The organism is Corynebacterium ammoniagenes DSM 20306, from assembly GCF_001941425.1.
In the GTDB taxonomy this organism is placed as follows: Bacteria; Actinomycetota; Actinomycetes; order Mycobacteriales; family Mycobacteriaceae; genus Corynebacterium; species Corynebacterium ammoniagenes.
Map to the genome: position 1 here is coordinate 2,251,973 of NZ_CP009244.1, position 12,695 is coordinate 2,264,667.

General features: G+C 54.5%; 11 protein-coding genes. 4 read left to right on the forward strand and 7 right to left on the reverse strand.

Translation table 11 applies throughout. The features are described from left to right. Position 1 precedes the first annotated feature (1 nt). Complete coding sequence (locus CAMM_RS10320) at positions 2-949, reverse strand: ABC transporter permease (protein ID WP_003847249.1); 948 nt, start codon at positions 947-949, stop codon at positions 2-4. Positions 950-1,055: 106 nt separating this feature from the next. Beyond that, complete coding sequence (locus CAMM_RS10325) at positions 1,056-2,639, reverse strand: ABC transporter substrate-binding protein (protein WP_040355388.1); 1,584 nt, start codon at positions 2,637-2,639, stop codon at positions 1,056-1,058. A 482-nt stretch (positions 2,640-3,121) separates the two neighbouring features. Here CAMM_RS10325 and CAMM_RS10330 point away from each other — a divergent pair, with 482 nt between their 5' ends. After that, positions 3,122-3,928 carry a FadR/GntR family transcriptional regulator gene (locus CAMM_RS10330; protein WP_003847247.1) on the forward strand — a complete coding sequence of 269 codons (807 nt, stop codon included), beginning with the start codon at positions 3,122-3,124 and terminating at the stop codon, positions 3,926-3,928. 145 nt (positions 3,929-4,073) lie between these two features. Here the strand turns inward: CAMM_RS10330 and CAMM_RS10335 are convergent, their stop codons facing one another. The 3 genes from CAMM_RS10335 to CAMM_RS10345 all read right to left on the reverse strand — a co-directional run bounded on the left by CAMM_RS10335 (position 4,074) and on the right by CAMM_RS10345 (position 7,106). Beyond that, positions 4,074-5,003 carry a dihydrodipicolinate synthase family protein gene (locus tag CAMM_RS10335; RefSeq protein ID WP_003847246.1) on the reverse strand — a complete coding sequence of 310 codons (930 nt, stop codon included), beginning with the start codon at positions 5,001-5,003 and terminating at the stop codon, positions 4,074-4,076. Between the two features lie 92 nt (positions 5,004-5,095). Continuing rightward, positions 5,096-5,872: a glucosamine-6-phosphate deaminase gene (gene nagB, locus CAMM_RS10340; protein ID WP_003847240.1), complete on the reverse strand. Its 777-nt coding sequence runs from the start codon at positions 5,870-5,872 to the stop codon at positions 5,096-5,098. A 13-nt stretch (positions 5,873-5,885) separates the two neighbouring features. Beyond that, complete coding sequence (locus CAMM_RS10345) at positions 5,886-7,106, reverse strand: N-acetylglucosamine-6-phosphate deacetylase (protein ID WP_003847239.1); 1,221 nt, start codon at positions 7,104-7,106, stop codon at positions 5,886-5,888. 154 nt (positions 7,107-7,260) lie between these two features. Here CAMM_RS10345 and CAMM_RS10350 point away from each other — a divergent pair, with 154 nt between their 5' ends. Together CAMM_RS10350 and CAMM_RS10355 are read left to right on the forward strand one after the other, a co-directional pair. Next, entirely contained in the window at positions 7,261-8,205 is a 945-nt protein-coding gene (locus tag CAMM_RS10350; protein ID WP_003847237.1) for an ROK family protein, read from the forward strand. A gap of 51 nt (positions 8,206-8,256) precedes the next feature. Further along, a complete protein-coding gene (locus CAMM_RS10355) occupies positions 8,257-8,961 on the forward strand; it encodes a putative N-acetylmannosamine-6-phosphate 2-epimerase (RefSeq protein ID WP_003847236.1) in 705 nt (234 codons plus the stop codon). A 3-nt stretch (positions 8,962-8,964) separates the two neighbouring features. On the opposite strand, the gene CAMM_RS10360 is transcribed toward CAMM_RS10355, so the two are convergent. Next, positions 8,965-10,068 carry an alkene reductase gene (locus tag CAMM_RS10360; RefSeq protein WP_040355385.1) on the reverse strand — a complete coding sequence of 368 codons (1,104 nt, stop codon included), beginning with the start codon at positions 10,066-10,068 and terminating at the stop codon, positions 8,965-8,967. Positions 10,069-10,233: 165 nt separating this feature from the next. Between CAMM_RS10360 and cmrA the strand changes: the two genes are divergently transcribed. Beyond that, a complete protein-coding gene (cmrA, locus tag CAMM_RS10365; protein WP_003847233.1) occupies positions 10,234-11,034 on the forward strand; it encodes a mycolate reductase in 801 nt (266 codons plus the stop codon). On the opposite strand, the gene CAMM_RS10370 is transcribed toward cmrA, so the two are convergent. After that, positions 11,031-12,596: an alanine/glycine:cation symporter family protein gene (locus CAMM_RS10370; protein WP_003847231.1), complete on the reverse strand. Its 1,566-nt coding sequence runs from the start codon at positions 12,594-12,596 to the stop codon at positions 11,031-11,033. The two genes, cmrA and CAMM_RS10370, sit on opposite strands and share 4 nt — an antisense overlap. Between the last annotated feature and the right edge of the window lie 99 nt (positions 12,597-12,695).

The following is a 12,695-nucleotide window of genomic DNA, read 5'->3' on the forward strand; positions in this document are numbered from 1 at the left end:
TTTACACCGCCCGAATTCGAGGGTTAATCAGTACATAGAGCACGTCAACGATGATGTTGACCAGGATGAAGGAAATCGCAACGACCAGTGCCGAGCCCTGGACAACGCTGACCCAGGAGTTGGTGATGCCATCGATAAGCACGCGGCCCATGCCCTGCAGGTTGAAGATGATCTCAATGACCACCGCGCCACCAATGAGGTAGCCAACGCGCAGACCCAGCACGGTGACTGGGGTAATCAGCGCGTTGCGCAAAACGTTGCGGGAGACAACCACGCTGCGCGGAATACCGGCACCGATGGCGGTTCGGACATAGTCAGAATCCAGCTCTTCGACCATGGAGGTACGAACAATACGGGTCATCTGACCAATCACCGGTACCGCCAGGGAGACTGCTGGAAGCAGCATGCGCTCAAACCAGCCGAGGGGGTCTTCGCTGAGTTGCGGCAGGCCACCGGCGACAGGCAGCTTGCCTATGAATGCCATGACCAGCAAGATAGCCAACCAGAAGGATGGGGTTGCAATGAAGATCACGGAGAAGAATCGGATGACCTGGTCTGGCCAGCGGTTGCGGAACAATGCCGCAATGATGCCCAGTGGGAAGGAAATCAGAATTGCGATGATCAAACCGAAGAAGGTTAGCTGCAAAGTAATTGGCAGTGCAGCGAAGACCTTATCGGCCACTGGTAGTCCTGCTTGGCCGTAGACGCCGAGGTCACCTTGGACCATGCCTGCGATATAGGAACCGAACTGGATGTACCATGGGTCATTGAGGCCATTGGTTTCGCGGTAGGTGGCGAGCGCCTCCGGGGTGGCAGATTCGCCGAGGGCAGCATATGCGGGGTCAATTGGTGACAGTGACATCAGCACAAATACCAGGAATGTCACCCCCAACACCATGATCGGCAGCAGCACGAGGCGCCTACCGACGAGCCGGATGAGATTGTTCATGAGTTTTCCGAGTTCTTCTTCCTAAGATCGAAATAAAGGGCTAGGCCTGTGTGCGCCTAGCCCTTTGAGATCAACGGTGTACAGCGAGGACTACGCTTGCGCCGTCTTATTCGTTCGAGGTCGCATCCAGCAGCTGCAGACCAGTGGTGGAGATTGCCTTGAAGCCTTCAATCTTTTCTGGGTTGTATGCAGTCAGCAGGGTGCGGTGGAACAGTGGGTAGATAACCGCGTTCTCAGCAATGATGTTCTGAGCGGTATCCCAGTTCTCCTGTGCCTCAGCAGATGGCTTCTTCACGCCTTCGGTGATGACGTTTTGCAGCTCATCGAATGCTTCCTTGTCAGATTCCTGCCAGAAGGAACGCTGCTGGGTCCACACGTTATCGCCGTACCACCAGTTCATCAGCAGAGCTGGGTCCTGGCCGAAGACCGATGGGTCACCAGGTGCCAGTGCTACGTCGAAGGATGGGTCTTCAACATCGAGGTAGTCGGAGTACAGCGATGCTGATGCCTGGGACTGGATGTTGACGGTGATGCCGACTGCCTCCAGGTCATTCTTGATCTGCGGCGATAGCTGCTCAATCCAGGTGTGGTCAGTGGTCAGCAAGGTGACTGAAATGTCATCAGCACCAGCCTCTTCCAGCAATTCCTTCGCTGCGTCTGGGTCATAGCTGAGGTCCGTATCGGCCTCACTGTAGTTCGGGTGGCTTTCCGGCAGGAAGGACGTTGCTTCCACAGCCTTGCCCGACATGTTGTTGTCCACCAGCTGCTGCTTATCGATAGCGCGGTGAAATGCCTGGCGGACACGCGCATCATTGAATGGTTCCTTCTCCGTATTGAAGAGCAAGAATGGCAGGTTGAAGCCTTCCTTTTCTTCAATAGTCATGCCAGCCCCCTCTAGAAGGGAAGCGTTGTCAGCGGAGACATTCTCAATAATGTCAGCAGCACCGGACTGACCAGCGTTGGTACGTGCGGTGTCATCGACCAGGACGTCCCACACCAGCTTGCCGTTGGTGGCTTCCTTCTCACCGTTGTAATGCTCATTTGGAATTGCAACTACCTGCGCATCTGTAATCGACTCATACTTATATGGGCCGGAACCGATTGGCATGGAGGTGAGTTCTTCATCGGTGGCAGATTCCGGAACGATCTTGACCACGGAGAGGCGCTCTTTGAGCAGCTCGAATGGGTACTTCAACTTCAAAGAAACGGTGGTGTCATCTTTTGCTTCAACAGTATCGATGAAATCAACCATGTCCGCGTAAATGTTTCCTTCAGCCATAGCGCGTTCAAAGGAGGAAACAACATCAGCGGAAGTTACATCCGCACCATCGGAGAACTTCGCACCCTCACGGATGGAGATCTCATACTCAGTGTCGGAGATTTCGGTTGGCTCATCTTCAGCGGCCAACGCCTTATATACCGAGTAATCCGAAAGATCCTGCTCATACAAGCCCTCAACTACGTGCCAGTTGGTACCCATTGCCAACGCCGATGAAGTGGAGGATGGGTGGTAGTTGGTGGTCGCGTATGCGACGCCGGAAATGATGGTTCCGGTACCTGCACCAGCAGTGCCGTCAGCACCACCAGCAGCATCTGACGTGTCATCAGAGCTTCCACAAGCTGTGACGAAGAGTGCGGCAGTGGCCAACATTGCGGTCATGACCTTCGCGCGGCGGTTTAGGTGTGCCATCTTCAATACCTTGTCTCTTTGGGGGAGGAATGGAGGAAACAGAATGCTACGTCTGCTATGAAATTGCTTAAGCGCGCACATTTATCTCAAACGCTGCGGCCGTTATCGGGATGCATATCTAAATCTCCCTAACGATTCGCTTATCAGACATCTTATAGGTTAGGTGGCTCACATAGTTGAAAAAGAGAGCGGCAAATCTCCAGAATGGCTACTGGACAGTGCATGACACCCAGTAGATACATCCATAGACAGAGGTCACACCACAAACGGGACACAAACCTTTAAGTCCCGAATCCACGCCGCAAGCACCCCCAGTATCACCCCCACCACCACCACATTCTTAGCCGTGCCAGCATGCATACCTTCTCCTATAACCAGGGCACAAAAGGCGCCTCACCCCCGCAAACACAGAAATCCCCATATCCCCACGCAGTATTTGATATCTACTGCTACAATTTCAACCTCAACGGCACTACACCTACATGTCTGACATCAGTGTGCACACCGAGTGCGTAATTGCCGTATTCATTCCGCAAGAGATTGAAGGCACCATGACTCATCCCAACTCCGCGGGAAGCGACACCGCAGGCACGCCGGCAGGCGGCTTTACACCCCTGCCGCCGCTCAGCCGCACAGATAGCGTTATTCAAGCCATCAAGGGTTACATTGTTTCGCACAAGCTAAATCCTGGCGATCCCCTTCCCTCTGAGAATCAACTCTGCCAAGAGCTGCAGGGATCCCGATCTGCTGTGCGCGAAGCTATCGGCCAGCTCCAAGCCTTAGATATCGTCCGTGTTGAACGCGGCAAGGGCAGCTTCGTTGGCAATCTATCGCTAGCGCCGTTGGCCGAAACTATTTTGTTGCGTGCGTCTTTAGAGCCCGGCAGCCTCAATACATTGCGTGATGTGGTTGAGGTTCGAAAAATGCTAGATATTGGCTCTGCCGGCGCGATCGTCTCCGCGCTCAAAGGGTCCACCAACCCTGCATTAAGCGCAGTTGTAACGGCTATGGAGAAAAAAGCCCAGGCTGGCGAGCCTTTCTTAGATGAAGACAACGCCTTCCACCAACAGCTTTACACCCACACCTCAGCATTGCTATCGCAGCTCGGAACCACTTTGTGGAGCATCCATATGCAAGCGCTCAGCAGCGCCGATGTTCGTACCGACAAGCTAGAAGACACCGCTCGCGCGCACCGCAAGATGCTCACCGCCGCCGAAGCTGGCGACTTGGAAACCTATCTTGAGGCGGTTGATGAGCACTACGCTCCCCTGCTCAACTCTCTAGCATAGTTCCCTGGCTTAGATTCCCTGCTCAGCTTTCCCTCTCAAGCACTTAAGGCCCAGTCTCTCAATGATTTTCATCCGAGACTGGGCCTTAACTTTTCTTACTCGGAGTCAATCTCTCCGCAAGAGCAGTCTGCCTGATAAGCGAAGACTAAATCAGGTCCGTATCCTGCAGCACCTTGCGGACTGCTTCAACATTGTCACCTTCCATGCGAGCAACAGGAAGAGGCATCTGGTTGGTCTTGATAACGTTGAGCATCTGTAGAGCCGTCTTGAATCCGCCGATACCAGCACCAAATCCGGAAACGCCGCTGGTGACAGTCACAATATGCATCAGACGTGCAATACGGTCCTGCTCGGTGCGCACGGTTTCCCAGTCGTTATTTTGGTAAGCATTCCACTGACGAACGTAGGCATCAGGATCGACGTTACCCAGACCAGGAACACTGCCATCTGCACCTGATAGGTAGGCCCCGTCAACAACGACCTCGTGGCCGGTAAAGATACGCAGCGGGTGACCTGCATCTTCATTGGCTTGACACAACCAGCGAAACGCTACATCATCGCCAGAAGAGTCTTTGACACCAGCGATTACACCGTCCGCAGCGAGACGCATCAACATGTCCACGGGCAGTTTGACATTGACGCAGACTGGAATGTCATAGGCGTATAAAGGAAGATTCGTTGCTTCCGCAATCGCACGGAAGTGCGCTTCGACTACTTCCAATCCACCCAATGCATAAAACGGGGCGGTGGCAACCAGTCCATCAACCCCTGCTGCTTCAGCATCGCGAACATGCTCAAGGACTCGTTCGGTCTGAGTGTCCACAACGCCGGCGAGAACCGGAAGTCGGCCATCGACAATGCTCACGGTCGCTTCCAGAATTTCCTGGCGGCGCTCGCGAGTGGAGAAAGCAACTTCGCCAGAAGAACCGAGAATAAAAAGGCCGTGCACGCCGGCTGCAATGAGGCGCTCTAAATGAGTCGCATAGGATTCGCGGTCAAAACTACGGTCCTCATTGAGCGGAACAATGACTGGTGGGACAACACCAGAGAGGTTAGCGATAGATGCATTAGACATGGGAAAGCTCCTTTAAAAGCAGTGAAAGTTCAAAACCAAACTTGAAAATCGAATGAGAAAGTTGAGGCCAGTTTCGGCTGAGGATCGTTAGGTCAATGTCCCTGCCAACTGGGTTTATTGGCTTCAGTAAACCGGTAGTAGTCAGCGTGTCTGAGTTGCTCTGCCGCCGCTTCATCCACAATCACCGTGGCATGCGGGTGTAGTTGCAGAATTGACGCCGGACAGATAGCGCTCAACGGCCCTTCAGCCAAAGCAGCAACGGCTTCTGCCTTGTTGCTACCAGTGGCCAGCAGCATGAGATGTCCGGCGCGGCTGATAGTGCCAAGACCTTGGGTCAGCACGTGAACTGGCACAGCACTTGTGGAGTCAAAGAAGCGTGCATTGTCCGAAATAGTGCTGGCGTGCAGCGTTTTCATACGCGTCCCCGAAGATAATGAGCTTCCTGGTTCGTTAAAACCAATGTGCCCGTCAGTACCTACTCCTAGTACTTGGATATCGATTCCACCAGCCGCGGCAATGGCTTCGTCGTAAGCAGCCCCTGCTTCATCTGGATTTTCAGCAGTTCCATCGGGTGAATACACACGGGCATCATCGATATCTACGTGATGGGTAAATTCCCGGCGAATAGTCGCAAAATAGGACTGCTCATGTCCACGTGGCAAGCCGATGTATTCATCCAGCAAGAAGGCTTGGCATTGAGAAAAGCTTAACTCTCCACGCTGATACCTCGTGATGAGTTCTTTATACATAGCCACCGGCGTTGACCCCGTGGCCAACCCAAGCGTTGCGCCGCGTCCGGCGTAGTCCGAGATGATGTCAGCCGCGGCTGTAGCCACTGACGCAGCATTAGTACGAATCAAAATTTCCATTAAATATTTCTTCCTACTTCGCAGTTACTTGTGGACGCAGCGCACTGCCTGCCGCAATGGTCATCTCCGGCAGCGAGTCAGAGCATCCGGCAAATACCACCAGGTCAGCAAGCTTTCCAGTAGATACTGTCCCCACGTCGTCCATCCCCATAACGCGTGCAACATTGCCCGTGACAAAGGCACTGGTGTGAGCAACGCTTGCGCCACGCGCTATTCGGCGTGCGAATTGCTCTGCTAAAGTGCTGGTCCCACCTGCGATAGCACCACCGTCAGTCAACCGCGCCACACCACCAGCAACGGTGACATCGAGCGCGCCAAGGACATAGTCGCCATCGGGTTTACCAGCCGCAGCCATCGCATCTGTAATTCCAAAGGCATTATTCGGCGCGCAATTGAACACCATGTCGACGGCACCATCGTCCAGATGCGTGCCATCAGCAATAACTTCTAGACCAATTTCCCCGCGCGCACCGGCACTAATGAGTGCAGCTGCCGCGCCGGGGTCACGATGGTGAATCTGCGGCATAGCATTGAATAAGTGCGTGGCAGTGATTGTCGCGCCAATCTTACGGCCACGCGAAATAGCAGCAGCCATGGTGTCAAAATCAGCATCAGTATGGCCCAACGATGCGATGACACCATGTTGCGCACATAGTTCAAAAAGCTGTTCCGAGTTCGCAGTTTCTGGCGCGAAGGTAATGGACTTTAAATAACCTTCACCTGCGGAAATAATCTCAGCAAATAGACTCGGGTCACCGTCAATAATGTTCGCCGGGTTCTGCGCACCACAGCGGCACGAAGAGATAAACGGGCCTTCCATGTGTACGCCTGAGATATATCCTTGCCTAGCCAAATCAGCCAACATCGACGTTTGTGCAATTAGCTCCTCCCCGGGCGCGGAGACCAAAGAAGCCCACAGCGTGGTGCTACCGCGTTCACGGTGGTACATCGCGGCAGCTCTGCATTCATCGGCAGTGCCGGTAGGAAATCCGCCGCCCGCACCGCCATGGTTATGCACGTCAATAAAGCCTGGAACAATCAACGGGCCATCCCACCGGGCAGCAGTCGATGCATCATAGTCAGCCGCATCATCGGCGTCGACGATTGCGTCAATAACGCCATTAACCAAAGTCAACGTAGCAGGGCGTGGCGGATTCACACCGTCATAAAACAACCCCGTGATATCGCCGTTAAATAAATCTCTAGGCACTTGGTTGTCTGAGTGCACCATCATGGCAGTTAATACCTCATTTGGTCTGTTGTGCATGTGTGAGCCGAACTTCCGAGCATCTGGCCAAGCCTTTTTACGCCAAGAGACTACGCACCTGTCGCCAACCTGTATGATGTCTTATAAGTAATGTAGCTCATAGTAGCAAAGTGGAGACCCCATGCCTAGCTTTTGCACAATCACGCTTGATATCGGTGGCACAAAGATCGCCTATGGGCTCATCCCAGATGCGCAACCCACCACGGTTCTTTCCGCAGGACGCATCCCCAGCCAACCGGCGAATTCCACCGCCCAGCAGCAGGTTCGCGTAGCACTACGGGAAGCTGCCGCGGCGGCACACGCAGCAGGACTTGTACCAACTCGCGTAGGTCTAGCTGCCCCTGGAGTAGTGGATACTGCCACCGGGATCGTTACGTACGCCGGGGCCACCATGCCCGGTTGGCAGGGTACGAACCTGTTCGACTTGGTGTCAGAAGAGGCCGGATTGCCCAGTATTGCCACCAACGATGTTCGTGCATTCGGGCTCGGTGAATACACATACGGTGGGCACACCGATTACTCTCGGGTGCTGTTTATTTCCCTCGGCACAGGCTTAGGCGGCGCAGTCATTGATGACCACACATTGATCTCTTCCCCACGTGCGACCGCCGGCGAGTTTTCAGAACTGGTCGTATCTGATGCCTTTGGATACGCCCAGCGCGCTGAATTCGTAGCTTCGGGAACCGGATTGACCATCTATTACAACGATATTGAAGAAGGCCACGTCCCTGCTATCGGCGAAGTCGCTTGGCGTGAGCTCACTGCTAACGACATTAGGCTGGAAGATATCGCAGAAGATGATGCCCACTTTGCCACGATTGCAAAAGGAAATCTCACTGGCCTAGGACGAGCGCTGGGTGCAATCGTGACAGCTTTCGATGTCGACGCAATCATCATCGGCGGCGGCTTGGTGGGCCTCGGAGAGAGAGTTCTAGCTCCCATTCGCGCAGGTCTTTCATCATCCGCACTAGAGCCTAATAAATCCACCCCGGTTATCCGGGCTAGGCTCGGTGACAATTCTCCGCTCATCGGTGCCGGTGTTCTTGCAACAACTCACCTGAGTTGAAACCGGCCACAAGAAACTCACAACATTTAAAACACCGAAAGAATTATTGCCATGAAGCTATCCTTTGAAAAACTCCGCGCGCAGATTGAAGGCAAGGTAATTGTCTCCGCACAAGCACCCGATGGCCATGCTTTACGCGATACTCATGCGCTGACCGCGATTGCAAAAGCATGCGTTGATGGTGGTTCACCAGCCATTCGTTGTGGCGGCTATGGCGGAGTGGAAGATATTGCGTCCATTAGCAATGCCGTTGAGGTCCCTATCTTTGGTCTGACTAAGGAAGGCACGGAGGGAATCTACATCACCCCAACGCGTGAATCAGTGCGCGCGGTGGCAAGGGCCGGAGCTGCAGTCGTGTGCGCAGATGCCACCTTCCGTAAGCGTCCGGATGGTTCCACCGTGGCTGATCTGATTGAAGTCGCTCACGAAGAAGACATCCTCTTCATGGCAGACTGCGCCACCGCAGACCAGGCTAAAGCAGCTGCTGATGCCGGCGCCGACATCGTGTCCACCACTTTGGCTGGATACACAGAAGACCGCCCGAAAACGGACGGTCCAGATTTTGAGCTACTCAAGCAAACGCGTGAACTTATCGGCCCCGATGTATTCCTCATTGGCGAGGGACGCTTTTCCTCACCAGCTGATGCGGCAAAGGGCCTGGAACTAGGCGCGAATGCCATCATTGTCGGCACTGCGATCACTGATCCAGGTTGCATCACCGCGCAATTCCAAGCCGGCGTATCGAAAGAGGATTAATACTTAGCTGCGCACGCGGGCATCTTCCAGCGTTGGATAATCAACATAACCTGTTGCCCCGCCGACGTAGAAGGTGCTCTGGTCCGGCTCATTGAGCTCCGCACCAGATTCCCAGCGCTCGACGAGATCCGGGTTAGCGATGAGCATGCGGCCAATAACCGCGGCATCTGCGCCGAGTTCATCGACCCAGTACTGGGCATCGTCGAGCTGGCTAATGACAGCGAAACCAGAATTGAGCAGCAACGGCCAGCCGTGCTCTTGCTGGATCAGTCGGCGCACTTCGGTGGCCACCTCACCTTCTGGTTCATTGACCAGCACGGAGACATAAGCCAACTTCAGATCAGAAATATGCGCGAACAGTGCCTGGTAGGTAGCAATGGTTTCTTGCGTGTCAGATTCATCAATACCCTGCACATGGTGCTGCGGGGAGATGCGCACCGCGGTGCGGTCTTCGCCGATTTCTTCTGCCACGGCACGAATGACCTCTGCGGTTAAACGCGCGCGGTGGGCTGGGTTGCCACCGTATTGATCCTCGCGGACATTGGAGCTTGGCGCGAGGAATTCGTGCAAAAGGTAACCATTGGCGCTGTGAATTTCAATGCCGTCGAGGCCCGCATCAACAGCCCGGCGCGCGGATTGGCGAAAATCCTCGATAATGCCTGGAATCTCCTCCACGGTGAGGGCCTCGGGCACAACGCCGTCGGTCTTGCCACTAAATCCACGGACCTGTCCGCCGGTGGCAATAGCACTGGGAGCTTTCACCGGTGCATCGCGCAAAAGATCGGGGTGTGAGGTGCGCCCACCGTGCATGACCTGGGCGAAGATAACGCCATCGCGGGCGTGCACGGCATCAGCAACGGGCTTCCATGCCTCGGTGTGTTCATCGGTGGCAAGTCCTGCTTGGCCGGGGAAGGAACGGCAGCTATACGCGGGGAATACGCCCTCGGTCACCACCAGACCCGCCGATGCCCGCTGGGAATAATATTCCTTGTGCAATTCAGTCGGGGTGCCATCTTCTCCGGCGCGCTGGCGGGTCAATGGTGCCATGGTTACCCGGTTGTTTAGGGTGTATTGGCCAATCTGGACTGAATCAAAAAGCTTCGTCACGGTGTCCTCCTCGGTGTGTAATAATCCGAACCGTACAACCGTGCACAAGCCAGATAAATTCCTGCCGGTGGTTCACCAACCCGTGCGTGCTGCGTGTGCAGTAGATTTAAGGCCTAGAACATGCACTGAATTTTTCTGCCTGAAGTGAAAGGATCTCCACCCACCATGGCACTTCCCTCCCCCGCTCCAGATTCCTACGCGCTGATCACCGGCGCCAGCCAGGGAATTGGTGAAGCAATGGCACGCGATCTTGCCAGCCAAGGTCACAATGTCATCCTCATTGCTCGCAGGAAAGAGGTTTTGCAGTCGCTTGTCGATGAATTCGTGGGCAACTACGGCATCGACGCCCTAAGCTGGCCCGCGGATCTATCCAAGGAACCTGAAGTGGATGAAGTCATTGCGAAAATGGCCGAGACCAAGATTCACATCATCATCAATTCCGCCGGAATCGCGAGCTTCGGTGCCTTTATGGACCAAGACTGGAACTACGAAACTGATCAGTTCCACCTCAACGCCACGGCAGTTCACCGCCTAACGCGCGCAGCCCTTGAGCAAATGTTGCCGCGTAAGTCCGGCGCGATCTGCAATGTCGGTTCTGCTGCTGGCAATGTGCCTATCCCGTATAACTCCACCTATGTCTTTACCAAGGCTGGAGTCAACGCGTTTACCGAGGCCTTGCACTATGAACTCAAGAAGACCGGCGTTTCCTGCACCCTGCTTGCCCCAGGGCCAGTGCGCGATGCCGTAATCCCGGATTCGGAAAAGTCGATTGTCGACAAGGTCGTCCCGGACTTTTTGTGGACCACCTACGAGTCCTGTTCCGAAGAAACCCTGAAAGCTATGTCGCGCAATCAGCGCCGAGTAGTGCCAGGGCCTTTGTCGAAGGCAATGAATACCATCTCACAGATCTTGCCCACCCCAGCGCTGGCGCCGTTGATGGGCAAGTTCTATTCGCAGATGGGCTAGTCACCTACTGGTGCAGCTTCTGATGCTTCAGGAGCTTGCGGAGCCGGCGGGTTGCCGTAGAGCTCAGGACGCTCGAGCTTGCGCTTTTCCCAGAAGGTGGCGTTTTTAATGCCCAGTGCCTCTGGATCGAACTGCGGATCCTTGCCGGCCTTCTTTTGCGCGTAGTAGTCCTTCAGCGCCTTCATGGCTGGCTTCTGAATAATCAAGATGCCGATGATGTTGAGCCACGCGGTAGCACCGACACCAATATCGCCCAGTACCCAGGCGGCGCCAGCCGCCGAGGAGGAACCCACGATAACGGAGATAAGAACCAGCACGCGCAGACCCCAAATGATGCCGCGACGTACTTGCGCATTTTTAATCCAGCGGTTGAAATACACCAGGTTCACTTCGGCCATGTAGTAGTACGCCAAGATAGTGGTAAAGGCGAAGAACAAAATAGCCAATGCCACAAAGCTGGGACCAAAGCCTGGGAATTGGGCATCCATACCTTCTTGGACAAAGCCCGGGCCAACAGCGATATCCGATGGTAGCGCTGGGCCTTCAAAGACAATGGCGCCATCTTCGCTTTCACCTTCAAACACCCGGTACATGCCGGTGGAGATGATGATGAACGCAGTAGCGGAGCATACGAATAAGGTATCTACGTAGACTGCGAAAGCCTGGACAAAGCCTTGCTTTGCAGGGTGGGAGACCTCCGCGGCAGCAGCGTGCTGCGGACCAGTACCCTGGCCTGCTTCATTAGAGTAAATACCGCGGCGTACACCCCACATGATGGCCACACCGAGCATGCCGGAAAAGCCTGCGTTGAGGTTAAACGCAGAAGAGAAGATCAGTCCAAATACTTCTGGGATCTGCTCATAGTTCGCAAACAAGATAACCAGCGCGATAACGATGTAGATGACCGCCATGAATGGCACGACCAAGGTCGCGAAGTTTGCAATACGCTTAACACCACCGATGACGATGATGCCCAGTACGGCCGCGATAGCGATACCGGTGTACAACGGTGGGATCCCCCACGCATTTTCCACAGCGGAGGAAACACCGTTGGCCTGCACGCCAGGCAGGAAGTAAGCGGTTGCCAAAATCATGGCGACTGCAAAAACGCAGCCATAGACCAGCATGAAAGGCGCTGCTTTGGTGTGAGCGTATGCCTTTTCAATGTAGTAGGCCGGCCCACCACGGTATTCCCGAGTGTCTTTATCCTGCTCTTTGTAAATCTGCGCCAACGTACACTCAATGAACGAGGTCGCGGAGCCCAACAAGGCCACCGCCCACATCCAAAAGACCGCGCCTGGTCCACCAAAAGCAATTGCGGTAGCAACGCCGGCAATATTGCCAACGCCGACGCGGCCAGCCAAAGACATCATCAGCGATTGGAACGACGAGACGCCATTTTCTGACTTCTCACCATTTTTCAGCTGCTTCAGCATGTCCGGAATGCCACGGATTTGAAGGAATTTGGTCGTCAGGGTGAAATACACGCCGGCCGCCAAGCACAGAAAAATCAATGCCGGGGACCAGATCACGCCATTTAGCCAATCAAATACATCTGCCATGCGGGCTCCTTAGCTCGGAATAGATCGCACTATCTAATACGACCGTCCGCATTAGATGAAAAGAATTCTGCCCTACCGATGCACTAAAAGTGAACTAGA